Consider the following 15,745-nt stretch of genomic DNA (forward strand, 5'->3'; position numbering starts at 1 on the left):
CAACTCCCGTCCGGTGGCTCAGGTGTCGGCGCGTCGGCGTCGGCAGGATCCTTGTCATGGCCGAGACACTGCACCGACCCGCCGCCCTGCGTACCGTCGAGACGCCCGTGCTGGGGGAGGCCGCCGGCCGTGCGGTGGCCACGCTGGTCCGGCTGGTCGGCCGGCACCCGGCCGGGTGGCGGTGGCTGGCCCGGCGGCACCACCCGGCGCTCGACCGGCTGGCCGAGGCGAACGCGCGTGCGGCGTGCGTGCGTGCGGCCCGGCGGGTGCCGGCCTACCGCGAGTTCCTGCGGGCCCGTCCGGCGGGCGTCCGCCGTCGGCTGCGGGACTTCCCGGAGACCGACAAGCTCGGGTACGTGGTGGGCCACGACGCCGCCGCCCGGTGCCGGCGGGGGCGCCTGCCGGAGCGGGGCGTGGTGGTCGACGAGTCGGCCGGGTCGTCGGGGCGGCCGTTCAACTGGCCGCGCGGCGAGCGGGAGCTGCGGGCGGTGCACCGGGACATCGCCGGCTACACCGGGCTGGTGTTCCCGATGCGCCGGCCGTTCGTGATCAACGCGTACTCGATGGGGGCCTGGGCGACCGGCACCACGACCGGCGCGGCGATGGCCCGGATCGCGGTGGTGAAGAACACCGGACCGGACCTCGGCAAGATCATCGACACGTTGCGCGAGTTCGGCCCGGGGCACGACTACCTGGTCACCGCGTACCCGCCGTTCCTCAAGCACCTGCGGGACCGGCTGGACGCCGAGGACTTCCCCTGGTCGCGGTACCGGATCTTCGGTAGCTGCGGCGGGGAGGGGATGACCGAGGCGCTGCGGGACTACCTGGAGCAGCGGTTCGTGCGGGTGCGTTCGGCGTACGGGGCGTCGGACCTGACCATCGGCATCGGCGCGGAGACCCGGTTCACGGTGTGGCTGCGGCGCCGGCTGCGGACCGACCCGGGGCTGCGCGCGGACCTGCTCGGCGACGGCGAGCAGCGGCTGCCGATGGTGTTCCAGTACAACCCGTTCGCGACCTACCTGGAGACCAACGAGCGGCGGGAGCTGGTCTGCACGGTGGCCGGGCCGGACGTGCTCCAGCCCCGGCTGCGCTACAACGTCGGCGACGAGGCGCTGCTGGTGCCGTACCGCAGGATCGCCGAACTGGCCGCGGCCGACCCGGTGCGCGCGGCCGAGTTCCGCGCCGCGACGGCCGAGGAACGGATGACGCTGCCGCTGCTGCTGCTGTTCGGCCGGCGCGACTCCACGATCTCCTACCTGGGCGCGAACCTCTACCCGCAGGACGTCGAGTACGGCCTCTACACCGGAAACCCGCACGCCGCCGCGATCAGCCGGTTCTGCCTGGCGCTGGTCGAGGACGCGACGCTGGAGACCCGGCCGGTGATCCACGTCGAGCTGCGCGGCCCGCTGGCGCCCGCCGACCGCGCGGCGCTCGCCACCGCCTGCCGCGACGGGGTACGCCGGCACCTCACCTCGGTGTCGCGCGACTTCGCCCAGTCCCTGCTGGAGGACCCGTCCGCCGGTGACCTGCGGGTCGAGCTGCACGAACCGGGAACCGGCCCGTTCGCCGGCCCGCAGAAGATCAAGAACGCCTACCTGGTGGTGAAGTGACCATGCGTACCCGAGACTTCTCCCGCGCCCCGGCGCAGGCCCGTGCCGGCGCGATGTTCATCGGCGGCACCCGCTACGCGAGCCCGCTGGTGCTGCTGCGGCTGGCCCCCGACTGGTTCCGGATGGTGCGCGACATGCGCAGGATGTCCGGCTACTGCTGGCACACCGTCTACTGGCAGTTCCCACTGACGTTGGGCACGATCGCGTTCTTCACCGACCGGGACGCGATGCTGCGCTTCGCGCGTACCCGGCACCACCGCAAACTGATGGCCTGGCTGACCGACGGCGGGCGCAACGCGACCGCCGGGTTCATCCGGCTCTACACGGCCTCGCCGGACGGCTACTCCAACGGCGCGTGGCGGGCCGAGGACGGCGCGATGGGCCACATCGACACGTTCACCCCGCTGGGTGCGGAGACCACCGGACCGGCGGTACGCCGGTGAGCGGCCACCGGTTCGAGCGGGTCACCGGCCGGCGCGGCCTGGCCGAGTTCCTCGCGCTCACCGACCGGCTGTACGCGGACGAGCCACGGTACGTGCCGACGCCCCGGCAGCAGATCCGCCGCTGGTGGGCCGACGGCGTGCCGCTGTACGTACTGCGCGACGCCGACGGCGCGGTGGTCGGGCGGACCACGCTGCACACCGACGCGGACCTGGACGCGAAGCTGGGCCGCCGGTGCCAGTTGTTCGGGCTCACCGAGTTCACCGCGCCGGCCGCCGGGCCGCTGTTCGACGCCGTCACCGCGCACGCCGGCGCCGACCGGGACCTGCTGTTCGGCCCGGTGGCGCTGCTGCCCAACCAGGCCGGCGGCGTGATCACGTCCGGGTTCGACGACCGGGGCTTCGTGGACAGCGCCTGGAACCCGCCGCGCTACCCGGCCGCCTACGAGGCGTACGGCTTCGCCCGCCGGTTCGTCTCCGACACCTGGATCTGCCCGGTGCCGGCCCCGGTCGGGCCGCCGCCGGCGTGGGGCGGGCAGCCGGACGGCGCGCGGCTGGAGCTGCACCGGGGCGACGCGCGGCGCCTCGACGAGCAGCTCGACCTGCTGCGCGGCATGCTGAACGACTCGTTCGCCCAGCTCGGCTACTACACCCCGATCTCCGCCGCGCAGTTGCGCCGGCAGACCGACGGGCTGGCGTACCTGCTGGACTCCGCGCTGCTGCTGTACCTGACCCGGGACGGGCAGCCGGTGGCGTTCGTGCTCTGCGTACCGGACATCAGCGCGTTCCTGGTCGCGACGCGCGGCGACCTCGGCCCGGTCAACCAGCTCCGCCTGCTGGCCACCCGCCGCCGGTACCGCCGCGAGGCGGTGCTGATCGTCAAGGGTGTGCTGCCGGAGTTCCAGGGGCGCGGCTACCAGCGGCTGCTCTCCGCGCACCTGCACCACAACCTGCACGCCGGCGGCTACACCACGCTGCGCAGCACCTACGTCGGGCGGGACAACCCGGCCTCGGCGGCGCAGTACCGCCGGCTCGGTGGCCGCCCGCTGCACGGTTACACGTTCTACGCGAAGGAGCGATGACATGGACCTCGCCGCGTTCCGCGCGTTGGAGCCGCTGTGCTGGCGCGCGCCGAGCGCGCACAACACCCAGCCGTGGCGGCTGCGCTACGAGCGCTGGGCGATCACCGTCGGCTGGGACCCGGCCGACACGCTGCCGGCCGGCGACCCGAGCGGGCGGGACCTGCGGCTGTCGCTCGGCGCGTTCGTGGAGACCTGCCTGATCGTCGCCGCCGACGCGGGGCTGCGACTGGACTGGGTCGCCGACCACGACGAGCACGACCGCCGGGTGGGTCGGCTGCGTCCGGCGCGGCAGCCGTACCGCACGCCGTTCCGTACCTCGGAGGTCTGGGACCGGCGTACCGACCGGGGCCGGTTCACCGGCGGCCCGGACGCCGACGTGCTCGCCGCCGTCGACGCCGTGGCGCGGCGGGCCGGCGGCGGGGTCCACCTCGTGCCCGGGGCCGGGCGGCTCGGCGCGTTGCTGCGCGCCGCCGACCGGCAGGTGTACGCGGACCCGGCGGTGGTGGCCGAGCTGCGTCGTTGGCTGCGGCTGGACCCGGCGCGGCCGGACTACCGGGCCGACGGGCTGAGCGATCGTTGCCTCGGGTTGTCCCGGCCGGCCGCCACCGGGCTGCGGGCGGCGCTGGCCGCGTATCCGGTGCTGCGCCCGCTGGGGCTGGCCCGGCTGCTCGCCGCCGGCGACGATCCGCTCGCGCGCGGCGGCGCGGTGCTCGCGCTGGTGGCCCCGCCAGACCTGGACGCACCCGGCCAGGTCGAGTTCGGCCGGGTGCTGATGCGGGTGTGGCTGACGCTGCACGCCGCCGGCCTGGCGGCGCACCCGTTGAGCCAGCTCGTCGACGTCGCCGCCACCCGCGACACGCTCGGCGCGCTGCTGGACGTGGCGCCGCAGCGGGTCGTGCACGTGACCCGGGTGGGGCGACCGGTCGCTGCGGCGCCCCGCTCGGCACGCCGGATCCGAGATGGCAACGTTCGCAAAACCTGCTCGTCACTTCTTGACGACCGGCGTCTCATCCATGAAAGTCCATATGGGCTGATGTAGTGCGCGGTAAGGGAGCTCCGGCGTGCGCATCGTGGCAGTGGGCATCGTTGGGCGCGGCGCGTTGATGTTAGCGCTAACAGTTGCCCGTCATCCTTGATTGTGTGACCGGGAGAGACCATGTCCGAAGTTTCCCGAAGGAACGTCCTCAAGGCTTCCGCGGCCGGCGCCGGCGCGGCGCTGGCGCCGGCCGCCTGGACCGCCGCCGCCCGCGCCGGCTCGGCGGCGCCACCCGCGGTGCTGGCCGCGAACGATCTGGCGCTGTGGTACGACGAGGAGGCCGGTACCGACTGGCTCCGCGCGCTGCCGATCGGCAACGGGCGGCTCGGTGCGATGGTGTTCGGCAACGTCGACACCGAACGGCTCCAGCTCAACGAGGACACGGTCTGGGCCGGCGGCCCGTACGACTCCGCCAACACCCGGGGCGCGGCCAACCTGGCCGAGATCCGGCGGCGCGTCTTCGCCGACCAGTGGACCTCGGCGCAGGACCTCATCAACCAGACCATGATGGGGACCCCCGGCGGTCAGCTCGCCTACCAGATCGTGGGCAATCTCCGGCTCGCCTTCGGCTCGTCCGGTGGGGCGACGCAGTACCGCCGGACGCTCGACCTCACCACCGCCACGGTCACCACGAGCTACGTGCTGGGCGGCGTACGACATCAGCGGGAGGTGTTCGCGAGCGCGCCCGACCAGGTGGTCGTGGTCCGGCTGACCGCCGACCGGGCGAACTCGATCAGTTTCTCCGCCACCTTCGACAGCCCGCAACGCACCAGCGTGTCGAGCCCGGACTCCGCCACCGTCGGGCTCGACGGCATCTCCGGCAGCATGGAGGGTGTCACCGGCTCGGTGCGGTTCCTCGCCCTGGCCAACGCCGCCGTGACCGGCGGCACGGTCAGCAGCTCCGGCGGGACGCTGCGGGTCTCCGGCGCGACGAGCGTGACGCTGCTGATCTCGATCGGCTCCAGTTACGTCAACTACCGCACCGTCAACGGCGACTACCAGGGCATCGCGCGCAACCGGCTCAGCGCCGCCCGGAGCGTGGCGGTCGACCAGTTGCGCAGCCGCCACCTCGCCGACTACCAGGCGTTGTTCAACCGGGTCACGATCGACCTGGGCCGGACGGCCGCGGCCGACCAGCCGACCGACGTCCGGATCGCGCAACACGCGAGCACCAACGATCCGCAGTTCGCCGCGCTGCTGTTCCAGTTCGGGCGGTACCTGCTGATCTCCTCCTCGCGTCCGGGCACCCAACCGGCGAACCTCCAGGGCATCTGGAACGACTCGCTCGCCCCGTCCTGGGACTCGAAGTACACGATCAACGCGAACCTGCCGATGAACTACTGGCCGGCCGACACCACGAACCTGTCCGAGTGCTTCCTGCCGGTCTTCGACATGATCAAGGACCTGACGGTGACCGGCGCGCGGGTCGCCCAGGCGCAGTACGGCGCCGGCGGCTGGGTCACCCACCACAACACGGACGCGTGGCGGGGCGCCTCGGTCGTCGACGGGGCGCTGTGGGGCATGTGGCAGACCGGCGGCGCCTGGCTGAGCACGCTCATCTGGGACCACTACCTGTTCACCGGCGACCTCGGTTTCCTCCAGGCCAACTACCCGGCCCTGAAGGGCGCCGCCCAGTTCTTCCTGGACACCCTGGTCGCCCACCCGACGCTCGGCTACCTGGTGACGAACCCGTCGAACTCGCCGGAGCTGCCGCACCACGCGAACGCGAGCGTCTGTGCCGGCCCCACGATGGACAACCAGATCCTGCGCGACCTGTTCGACGCCGCGGCCCGGGCCAGTGAGGTTCTCGGCGTCGACACCACGTTCCGGTCGCAGGTGCGCACCGCCAAGGACCGGCTGCCCCCGATCCGCGTCGGCTCCCGCGGCAACGTCCAGGAGTGGCTCGCCGACTGGATCGAGCTGGAGCGGACCCACCGGCACGTCTCCCACCTGTACGGGCTGCATCCCAGCAACCAGATCACCAAGCGCGGCACGCCGGCGCTCTACGAGGCCGCCCGCAGGACGCTGGAGCTGCGGGGCGACGACGGGACCGGCTGGTCGCTCGCCTGGAAGATCAATTTCTGGGCCCGGCTGGAGGACGGCGCCCGCGCCCACAAGCTCCTGCGTGACCTGGTGCGCACCGATCGGCTCGCGCCGAACATGTTCGACCTGCACCCGCCGTTCCAGATCGACGGCAACTTCGGCGCCACCTCCGGCATCGCCGAGATGCTGCTGCACAGTCACACCGGCGAGCTGAACGTGTTGCCCGCGCTGCCCAGCGCCTGGCCCGCCGGGCAGGTCGCGGGCCTGCGCGGTCGGGGCGGGTACACGGTCGCGCTGGCCTGGTCGAACGGCCAGCCCGACGAGATCGTCGTCCGCGCCGACCGCGACGGCACGCTGCGGCTGCGGTCCCGGCTGTTCACCGGCGGCTTCACCCTCGTCGACGCCGGTGACGACAGCACGCCGGCCACCACCCGACCGGAGACGGACGTCGTCCAGTTCACCGTCCGGGCCGGCCGCACCTACCGGGCGGCGCGACCGGGCGTGACGCCGGCACCGACGCCGACCGTCACGCCCACTCCCACCCCCACGGCGAGCCCGACGCCGACGCCGACCACCAGCTCTCCCGCGCCGTCCGGCGCCCGGGCGACGTACGCGGTGACGGGCTCCTGGTCGGGCGGCTTCCAGGGCGAGGTCACGGTGACCGCCGGCGCGACCGCGATCCGCGGCTGGACGGTGGCCTGGACGTTCCCCGACGGGCAGGTCATCAGCCAGATCTGGGGCGGCTCCCACACCCAGAGCGGCGCGAACGTGTCGGTGCGCAACGTCGACTACAACGGCGCGCTGGCGGCCGGGGCGTCCACCACGTTCGGCTTCATCGGCACGGTCACCGGTGCCAACAACCCGCCGACGAACCTCACCTGCACGACCACCTGACCGAGCGGGAACACCCCGGGGTGGGCGGCGTCAGGCCAGCAGCGTCTCGCGCAGCCGCGCCCCGGGGTTGATCCGACCCACCACCCGGGGGGCGGCCGGGTCGTACACGTCGATGCTGTGGTTGCGGCGCATCATCTCGCGGACCGGCGGTGGTAGCCGGGGCGGATCGTCCATGGTGGCGAGCACCTGCGCGGCGGTGCCGGTGAGCCGCTCGACAAGCGTGGCGCTGTCGGTGTCCACCCGTACCCGGCCGAACTCCCAGCCGGCGGTGGTGAGGTCGAGCACCTCGAACAGGCGGGTCACGAACGGCTGCGGGTCGGTCACCCGGTCGAGGCGCTTCGCCCGGCCGCCGACCACCGTGACGGCGGCGGCCACCTGCGCGTACGGGTGCAGCCCGCTGGGCAGCGCGGCGAGCGGCCAGCGCAGCCACTGCCCGGCCTCCTTCCACAGGGGCCGGTAGTTGCGGCGGTGCACCAGCAGCCGCCGGCCGGTGCGCCGGAACACCTCCTGGGCCTGGAACTGGAGGTCGGCGTGGGCCTCCTCGGCGGCCTCGCACACGATCCCGGCGGCCACCACCAGACCGTCGTCGTCGGCGAGCAGCCGACCGATCGCGTCGACCTGCTCGGGGAACCGGATCGGGGCGTGCGCGCCGTAGGAGTGCCGGACGTCCCGCAGCAGTGTCTGCTGGCGTTCGGGGTCCAGTTCGACCCCACCGCCGCCACCCAGCAACCGCCGGAGCCAACCCATCGTGCCTCGCTTCCGTCGCCGTCTGCGGACCGGGCAATGCTAGTGCGTCGGTGGATGCTCGTATGGTGACGGGGTGGCTGAGCGATCCCTGACCCTGATGGCGGTGCACGCGCACCCCGACGACGAAGCGACGAGCACCGGCGGCGTCCTCGCCCGCTATGCGGCCGAAGGCGTCACCACAGTGCTCGTGACCTGCACGGACGGCCGGTGCGGCGACGGCCCCGACGGCGTCAAGCCGGGCGAGGCCGGGCACGACCCGCAGGCCGTGGTGGCGATGCGCCGGGCGGAGCTGGCGGCCAGTTGCGAGGCGCTGAAGGTCACCCACCTGGAGACGCTCGACTACGCGGACTCCGGGATGATGGGTTGGGCGACCAACGACGCGCCCGGCGCGTTCTGGAACACGCCGGTCACCGAGGCGGCCGACCGGCTGGCCGAGCTGATCCGGCGTTACCGCCCCGACGTGGTGGTCACCTACGACGAGAACGGCTTCTACGGCCACCCCGACCACATCCAGGCGCACCGCATCACGATGGCCGCGGTGGAGCGCACCGGCATCCCGGCGAAGGTCTACTGGACCACGGTGCCGCGCAGCGCGTTCCGGGAGTTCGGCAAGGTCATGCAGGAGATCGGGGTGGAGTTCCCGGATCCGGAGGCGACCGACTCGACGCCGCCGCTGGGACTGCCCGACGAGGAGATCACCACCTGGGTGGACACCCGTGCCCACGGCGAGCAGAAGTTCGCCTCGCTGGCCGCGCACGCCAGCCAGGCGGAGAACATCTTCTTCCTGCGCCTCGGGCAGGAGCGGTTCGTCGAGCTGATGGGGACGGAGACGTTCGTCCGGGTCCGCGACACCACCGGCGCGCCGACGCCGGAGGACGACCTGTTCGCCGGTCTGCGCTGAGGGCACGGCCGGCACCGGTCAGGCCGCGGTGGTCTGCGCGGCCAGACGCTCCAGCACGGCGCGGACGTCGCCGCCGGTGTCGGCCATGACCCGCCGTTGCCGGGTGGCGCCGGTGCCGTCCCGCCGGAGCCGCTCCGCCTCCCGCAGGACCAGCTCCCGGTCCCCGTGCCGGGTCAGCGCGGGCGCGACGGTGGCGAGCAGTTCGTCGACCAGGTCCCAGGCCGGCCGGGGCCGGCCGGTGCGCAGGTCCACCAGCTCCCCGTCGAGACCGTCGTGGGCGGCCCGCCAGTGCGCGGCGGCGACCAGACAGTCGCGGATCCGCGGCGCGGGCACGTCCGCGCGGATCTCGTCGATCATGGTGGCGACCAGCGCCCGGACCAGCCCGGCGACGAGCACGGTGTCGTCCACCGTGGGGCAGACGTCGCCGACGCGGATCTCCACGGTCGGGTAGGACGCGGACGGCCGGGCGTACCAGTAGACCATCGCGGCGTCGAGCATGATCCCGGCGGTGATCAGCTCCTGCACGGTGGCGTCGTAGTCGGCGGCGGAGTCGAAGTGCGGCGTGGGCCCGATGCTCGGCCAGCGTTCCAACTGCATCGAGCGCCAGCTCGCGTGTCCGGTGTCCCGCCCGTCGTGCAGTGGCGAGTTCACGGTGAGCGCCTGCACCACCGGCAGCCACGGGCGCAGGTGGTTGCAGACCCGGACGGCGAGTTCCCGGTCGGGCACCCCGACGTGGACGTGACAGCCGCACACCGCCGGATCGTGGGCGACCGGCCCGAACCGGCGGGACATGTCGTGGTAGCGCGGCTCGTCGGGCACCGTGCGGTGGCCCTCGCAGACCGGGGTCGCCCCGACCGCCACCAGCCGCGCCCCGACCGCGTCGGCGGCCCGGGCGGCGGCCCGACGCAGCGCGACGAGGTGCTCCCGCAGCGACGTCAGGTCGAGGCTGACCGGGGTCACCATCTCCACCATGCTGTGCCGGAACTCCTGCCGGCTCTGCGCACGGGCGATCCCGGAGAGCGCGTCGCGGACCCGGTCGGCGACCGGCATGCTCTCCCCGGTCACCGGGTCCAGCAGCAGGAACTCCTCCTCCACCCCGAGCGTGAGCGGGTCGGCGGTCGCCGGGGCGTCGGTCGGTCGCGGCCGCACCGCCGTTCCGGGCCGGTCGTCGCGGGGCTGCGCCATGTCTCGACGGTACGAGGCCGGTGGCCTCCCGGATGCCGTTTCCACCGACCCTGCGGGCTCCGCACGCGGGGCCGGTGACGAACGGGATACGGCGTCAGCAGTCGAAGTACATCGCGAACTCGTGCGGGGTCGGGCGCAGGCGCACCGGGTCGACCTCGTTGGCGTTCTTCCAGTCGATCCAGGTGGAGATCAGATCGTCGGTGAACACGCCGCCGTCGAGCAGGTAGTCGTGGTCGGCCTCCAGCGCCTCCAGCGCGTGCGACAGCGAGCCGGGGACCTGCTTGACGTCGCCCCACTCCTCCGGGGGGAGGTCGTAGAGGTCCTTGTCGATGGGGGCCGGGGGTTCGATCTTGCTCTTGATGCCGTCGAGGCCGGCCATCATCATCGCGGAGAAGGCGAGGTAGACGTTGGCCGAGGGGTCGGGGACGCGGAACTCGACGCGCTTGGCCTTGGGGTTGCTGCCGGTGACCGGGATGCGGGTGCAGGCGGAGCGGTTGCGCTGGGAGTAGACCAGGTTGACCGGGGCCTCGAAGCCGGGCACGAGGCGTCGGTAGGAGTTGACGGTCGGGTTGGTGAAGGCCAGCAGCGAGGGGGCGTGGTGCAGCAGGCCGCCGATGTACCAGCGGGCGGTGTCGGACAGGCCGGCGTAGCCGGTCTCGTCGTAGAACAGCGGCTCGCCGCCCCGCCAGAGGCTCTGGTGGGTGTGCATGCCGGAGCCGTTGTCACCGAACAAGGGCTTCGGCATGAACGTCGCGGTCTTGCCGTGCGCCCACGCCTCGTTCTTGATCAGGTACTTGAAGAGCTGGAGTTGGTCGGCGGCGTGCAGCAGCGTCGAGAACTTGTAGTTGATCTCCGACTGTCCACCGGTGCCGACCTCGTGGTGCGAGCGCTCGACCGTGAAGCCCGCGTCGACCATGCGGCGGACCATGCTGTCGCGCAGGTCGGCGTAGTGGTCGACCGGGGGGACCGGGAAGTAGCCGCCCTTGTAGGCGGTCTTGTAGCCGCGGTTGCCGCCTTCTTCGATGCGGCCGGTGTTCCAGGCGCCCTCGATCGAGTCGATGTAGTAGAACGACTGGTGGGCGGAGGTTTCGTGGCGGATGGAGTCGAAGATGTAGAACTCGGCTTCGGCGCCGAAGTAGGCGGTGTCGGCGATGCCGCTGGCGGCGAGGTAGGCCTCGGCCTTCTTGGCGACGTTGCGGGGGTCGCGGGAGTATGCCTCGCGGGTGAACGGGTCGTGGACGAAGAAGTTGAGCGCGAGGGTCTTCTGGGCGCGGAACGGGTCGATGAACGCGGTGGCGACGTCGGGGAGCAGGAGCATGTCCGACTCGTGGATCGACTGGAAGCCGCGGATCGACGAGCCGTCGAACGCGAGGCCGTCGGTGAAGACGCTGTCGTCGAAGGACTCGACCGGCAGGTTGAAGTGCTGCATCACGCCGGGCAGGTCACAGAAACGTACGTCGACGAACTTCACGTCCTCGTTGCTGAGGTATCGCAGGAGTTCCTCGGAATTGGCGAACACACGTCCTCCTGGCAGCGTTGTTGATCATGGCCACGTCCCGTGGCCGGACCGCCCGGGGACATGGCCCGTACCGTCACCGTACGACGGCTCGTCGTCCCCGGCTCGCCAACCGCCCATCCCGGGTTTCCTTGGTCACACGCCGGGTAGTCGCCGACATGTGCGGGATCAGCGGTGAGGCCCGGTTCGACGGGGCCACCCCCGACGCGGGCGCGGTGACCCGGATGACCGAGGCCATGCGCTCCCGCGGCCCCGACGGTCAGGGGCGGTGGCACGACGGCTGGGTGACCCTGGGGCACCGCCGGTTGACCGTGATCGACCTGACCGAGACCGGCGACCAGCCGATGGTCCGGGACGACCTCGGGCTCGCCCTGGTCTTCAACGGTTGCGTCTACAACTATCCCGAGCTGCGCGACGAGCTGCGGGCGGCCGGGCACACCTTCCGATCGACGAGCGACACCGAGGTGATCCTGGTCGCGTACGCCCAGTGGGGTGAACGGTTCGTCGACCACCTGGTCGGCATGTTCGCCGTCGCGCTGGTGGACCGGCGGCGCCGCCACCTCGTGCTGGCCCGGGACCGGCTGGGCATCAAGCCGCTCTACCTCGCCGAGTCACCCGGCCGGCTGCGGTTCGCCTCCACCCTCCCGGCCCTGCTGGCCGCCGGCGACGTGGACACCGGCATCGACCCGGTCGCGCTGCACCACTACCTGTCCTGGCACTCGATCGTGCCGGCGCCGCGCACCATCCTGCGCGGCGTGCGGAAGCTCCCGCCGGCCACCGTCCGGGTGGTGGAGGCCGACGGGAGCACCCGCGAGCACGTCTACTGGCGGCCCGAGTACCAGCGCGACCCGGCCCACGACGGGATGGACGCCGGCGACTGGCGGGCCGCGATCGGGGACGCGCTGCGCACCGCGGTACGCCGTCGGCTGGTCGCCGACGTGCCGGTCGGGGTGCTGCTCTCCGGCGGCCTCGACTCCAGCATGATCGTGGCGCTGCTCGACGGGGCCGGGCAACAGCACCTCCAGACGTTCAGCATCGGCTTCGACAGCCGGGGCGACGAGTCCGGCGACGAGTTCCACTACTCCGACCTGGTCGCCCACACCTTCGACACCGACCACCACCGCATCCGCCTCGCCGACGGCGACCTCGCTCCCGCCGTCCGCGCCACCGTGGCGGCCATGACCGAACCGATGGGCAGCCACGACGTGGTGGCCTTCCACCTGCTCTCCGAGCAGGTCGCCCGACACGTGAAGGTGGCGCAGTCCGGGCAGGGCGCCGACGAGGTGTTCGCCGGCTACGGCTACCACCACCGGCTCGCGCGGACGGCCCGCGCCGACGCCGCGGCCGAGTTCACCGCCGCGTTCTTCGACCGGGACCACGCCGAGCTGAACCGGGTGGTCGACCCGGCGTACGCCTGCGACGCCGACGTCAGCGGCGAGCTGGCCGCCGCGGAACTGGCCGCGCCGGGCGCGCGGACCGCGGTGGACGCGGTGCTGCGCCTGGACACCCACCTGATGCTCCCCGACGACCCGGTCAAACGGGTCGACAGCATGAGCATGGCCTGGGGACTGGAGGTGCGCACGCCCTTCCTCGACCAGGACCTGGTGACGCTCGCCGCCGCCTGCCCGCCCGAGCACAAGCTGGCAGGGGGCGGCAAGGGCGTGCTCAAGGACGTGGCCCGGGAGGTGCTGCCGGCCGAGGTCATCGACCGGCCCAAGGGCTACTTCCCGGTCCCGGCGCTGCGCAACGTCGACGGCCCGGTGCGGGAGTTGGTGATCGAGGCGCTCGACGCGCCCGAGGCCCGCCGGCGTGGCCTGTTCCGCCGGGCCTACGTGGACGAGTTGCTCGCCGAGCCGGACCGGGCGCAGGCCGCCGCCGGCAGCAACAAGCTGTGGCAACTGGGCCTGCTGGAGCTGTGGTTGCAGTCGCACGGGGTCTGAGCGGCGGGAGGAACGCGGTGAAGTTCGTCATCGAGAGCGAGACCGACGGCCGGGTCGGTTTCACGGTGCTGGGCGGCGACGGCCAGGTGCTCGCGACCGGCCGCCCCTGTCCGGACAAGGGCTCGGCGCTGGCCGCGATCGGGGAGCTGATGCACGGGCTCGGCGACGCCTGCATCGAGGACCGGACCGAGGCCACCGCCCCGCCACCGCCCACCGACACCAGCGAGATCGGCGGCGGCGACATGTCGGCCATCGGCCGCTCCGGCATCCCCCCGGTCTGACCGCGCACTGTCCCGCGCCGCGGTTTCCGGAAGGAGTGGCTGTCCGAGCGACAGCCACTCCTTCCGGGAATCAGGGCGGTGGGCTAGGTCTGGGGGTAGGGGCGGCGGGTCAGGGCGGCATACGCCATCGTGGTGAGCGTGACGATGTCGAACACCGGCACGCCGAGCCGCGCCTGGATCCGGTGGGCGAACGGCACCAGGTCGGTGCACTCGATCACCAGCGCGCCCAGGTCGGGGTGGGCGCGGGCCAGCGCGTCGACCCGGTCGTCCACCTCGGCGGCCAGCCGGTCCACGTCGAGCGCGTCCCGCCGCCCCTGGAGCATCACCTCGCGGAACTCCGGCTGCCCGGCCATGCCGGTGACCGCGACCGGCACGTCCGCCGCGTCGACCGCCGCCAGGTGCCGCGGCGTCAGCGCCGCCTCGTCGGCAACCAGCAGCCCGACGGTCTGCCCGACCATCCGGTGCACCATCGGCAGCTGCACCAGGCTCGACGACCACAGCGGCACGTCCACCGCGGCGGCCAGCTCGGCCTGGAACAGCACCAGGAACCCGCACGCCCCGGTGATGCCGGCCACCCCGGCGGCCTGGAGGTCCCGGGCCGCGTCGACGAACGGCGTCAGCAGCGTCGGGTCGGCGTCGCGGACCAGCCGCTGCGGCGTGGCGCCCTCGACCACCCGGTAGCGCACCGGGAAGTCGAACGTGGCCGGGTTGCGGATGTGCCCGGGGATCTTGTCGAAGCTGGTGTCGAGGCAGAGCACCCCGATCTCCGGTCGGTCGCCCATCAGCTCCCCCTCCGGAAGCGGTCCAGCGCGAACGTCCGCGCCGGCAGGGTCGGTTCCACGCCGGTGACGAGCTGGGCGAGCAGCTCACCGCCGGCCGGGGCCAGCCCCATCCCGATGTGCCCGTGGCCGGTGGCCACGCTGACGTTGTCGTAGCCGCCGGCCCGGCCGATCAGCGGCAGGCTGTCCGGGGTGCACGGGCGCAGCCCGCTCCACACGTCCAGTCGCCGGCCGGTGTCCAGCGCCGGCAGGTAACGCCGGGCGGTACGCAGGATGCCGTCGACCCGGCGCGGCGAGATCGAGGCGTCCAGCCCGGACAGCTCCAGCGTGCCGCCGACGCGTACCCGGTCACCCAGCGGCATCACCGCGACCTTGCCCTCGCTGAGCAGCACCGGCCGGGTGGGCGTGCCCGGCCCGGCCGGGAGCGTGACGGTGTAGCCCTTGGCCGGTTGCAGCGTCAGCCCGACGCCGAGCATCCGGGCGCACGCCGTCGACCACACCCCGGCGGCCACCACCACCTCGCTCGGGCGCAGGTCGCCCCGAGCGGTCCGCACCGTCCGCACCCGACGGCCGGTCGTCTCGAAGCCGCGTACCTCGGCGCGGGTGACGATCTCCACGCCGCGGGCCCGCAGCGCCTCGGCGAGACCGACCAGGAACGCCGGGATGCGCAGCGCCGCGCCCTCCTCGTTGAGCAGCGCGCCGGCCACCGCGAAGTCGACGCCCGGCTCCAGCCGGGCCAGCTCCGCCCGGCCCAGGTCGCGCAGCGGCACCCCGCGGGCGGTCGCCGCGCGGATCGTGCGGCGCGCCTGCGCGTACCCCTGCTCGGTGTGGCAGGCCAGGATCATGCCGCGTTCGGTGAGCGTGCCGGCCAGCTCGTCCTCGGCGCACATCCCGCGCAGCAGCGCCAGGCTGCGTTGCTTGAGCGCGAGCAGCGTCTCGAAGCCGGCGCGGGCGTGCCGCTCGGTGCAGTGCCGGCGGAAGTGCCACAGCCAGGCCAGCAGCGCGGCGTCCAGCCGGGGCCGGACCGAGAACGGGCTCTCCGGGCTGAACAGCCAGCGGACGCCCTTGGCCGGCACCCCCGGCTCGGCCAGCGGCGCCGAGCCCTGGGTGCCGACGAAGCCGGTGTTCCCCGCCGAGCAGGCCGCCGCGTCCCCGACCTCGCCCCGGTCGACCACCGTCACGGTGTGGCCGGCGCGGCGCAGGAACCAGGCACAGCACAGCCCGACCATGCCCGCGCCGATGACCAGGACGTCGGGGTCGGCGCGGGCGGGCGTCGTCATCGTCGCCGCCG

General features: G+C 73.2%; 13 protein-coding genes. 8 read left to right on the forward strand and 5 right to left on the reverse strand.

What is annotated here, in order from left to right:
• Positions 1-56 precede the first annotated feature (56 nt).
• The 5 genes from TPA0908_RS20785 (at position 57) to TPA0908_RS20805 (ending at position 7,105) form a co-directional block, all read left to right on the forward strand.
• Positions 57-1,610 (forward strand): phenylacetate--CoA ligase family protein, encoded by a 1,554-nt coding sequence (locus TPA0908_RS20785; RefSeq protein ID WP_281940372.1) that lies wholly within the window; start codon positions 57-59, stop codon positions 1,608-1,610.
• A 2-nt stretch (positions 1,611-1,612) separates the two neighbouring features.
• On the forward strand, positions 1,613-2,053 hold the full coding sequence (locus TPA0908_RS20790) for a DUF4188 domain-containing protein (RefSeq protein WP_107155405.1): 441 nt from the start codon (positions 1,613-1,615) through the stop codon (positions 2,051-2,053).
• The gene (locus TPA0908_RS20795; RefSeq protein WP_281940374.1) at positions 2,050-3,132 is read left to right on the forward strand and encodes a GNAT family N-acetyltransferase; all 1,083 of its coding nucleotides are present in this window, start codon (positions 2,050-2,052) and stop codon (positions 3,130-3,132) included. Before TPA0908_RS20790 ends, TPA0908_RS20795 begins: the two co-directional genes overlap by 4 nt.
• A 1-nt stretch (position 3,133) precedes the next feature.
• Complete coding sequence (locus TPA0908_RS20800) at positions 3,134-4,171, forward strand: nitroreductase family protein (protein ID WP_281940376.1); 1,038 nt, start codon at positions 3,134-3,136, stop codon at positions 4,169-4,171.
• 117 nt (positions 4,172-4,288) lie between these two features.
• A complete protein-coding gene (locus TPA0908_RS20805) occupies positions 4,289-7,105 on the forward strand; it encodes a glycosyl hydrolase family 95 catalytic domain-containing protein (RefSeq protein WP_281940379.1) in 2,817 nt (938 codons plus the stop codon).
• A 30-nt stretch (positions 7,106-7,135) separates the two neighbouring features.
• Here TPA0908_RS20805 and TPA0908_RS20810 read toward each other — a convergent pair whose 3' ends face one another.
• Positions 7,136-7,852: a hypothetical protein gene (locus tag TPA0908_RS20810; RefSeq protein WP_281940381.1), complete on the reverse strand. Its 717-nt coding sequence runs from the start codon at positions 7,850-7,852 to the stop codon at positions 7,136-7,138.
• A 73-nt stretch (positions 7,853-7,925) separates the two neighbouring features.
• Here TPA0908_RS20810 and TPA0908_RS20815 point away from each other — a divergent pair, with 73 nt between their 5' ends.
• Positions 7,926-8,753, forward strand: a complete 828-nt coding sequence (locus tag TPA0908_RS20815; protein WP_281940383.1) for a PIG-L family deacetylase — start codon at positions 7,926-7,928, stop codon at positions 8,751-8,753.
• Between the two features lie 18 nt (positions 8,754-8,771).
• Here the strand turns inward: TPA0908_RS20815 and TPA0908_RS20820 are convergent, their stop codons facing one another.
• Positions 8,772-9,938, reverse strand: coding sequence for a carboxylate-amine ligase (locus tag TPA0908_RS20820; protein WP_281940385.1), 1,167 nt, complete (start codon positions 9,936-9,938; stop codon positions 8,772-8,774).
• 94 nt (positions 9,939-10,032) lie between these two features.
• Positions 10,033-11,457: a type I glutamate--ammonia ligase gene (glnA, locus tag TPA0908_RS20825; RefSeq protein WP_281940386.1), complete on the reverse strand. Its 1,425-nt coding sequence runs from the start codon at positions 11,455-11,457 to the stop codon at positions 10,033-10,035.
• Positions 11,458-11,612: 155 nt separating this feature from the next.
• Between glnA and TPA0908_RS20830 the strand changes: the two genes are divergently transcribed.
• Positions 11,613-13,394: an N-acetylglutaminylglutamine amidotransferase gene (locus TPA0908_RS20830; RefSeq protein WP_281940388.1), complete on the forward strand. Its 1,782-nt coding sequence runs from the start codon at positions 11,613-11,615 to the stop codon at positions 13,392-13,394.
• A 17-nt stretch (positions 13,395-13,411) separates the two neighbouring features.
• Complete coding sequence (locus TPA0908_RS20835; RefSeq protein WP_281940390.1) at positions 13,412-13,675, forward strand: YegP family protein; 264 nt, start codon at positions 13,412-13,414, stop codon at positions 13,673-13,675.
• A gap of 83 nt (positions 13,676-13,758) precedes the next feature.
• Here the strand turns inward: TPA0908_RS20835 and TPA0908_RS20840 are convergent, their stop codons facing one another.
• Together TPA0908_RS20840 and TPA0908_RS20845 are read right to left on the reverse strand one after the other, a co-directional pair.
• Positions 13,759-14,457 (reverse strand): aspartate/glutamate racemase family protein, encoded by a 699-nt coding sequence (locus TPA0908_RS20840; protein WP_281940392.1) that lies wholly within the window; start codon positions 14,455-14,457, stop codon positions 13,759-13,761.
• On the reverse strand, positions 14,457-15,734 hold the full coding sequence (locus TPA0908_RS20845) for an NAD(P)/FAD-dependent oxidoreductase (RefSeq protein WP_281940394.1): 1,278 nt from the start codon (positions 15,732-15,734) through the stop codon (positions 14,457-14,459). The genes TPA0908_RS20840 and TPA0908_RS20845 overlap by 1 nt, the downstream gene beginning before the upstream one ends.
• Between the last annotated feature and the right edge of the window lie 11 nt (positions 15,735-15,745).

The organism is Micromonospora sp. AKA38, from assembly GCF_027925725.1.
GTDB lineage: Bacteria > Actinomycetota > Actinomycetes > Mycobacteriales > Micromonosporaceae > Micromonospora.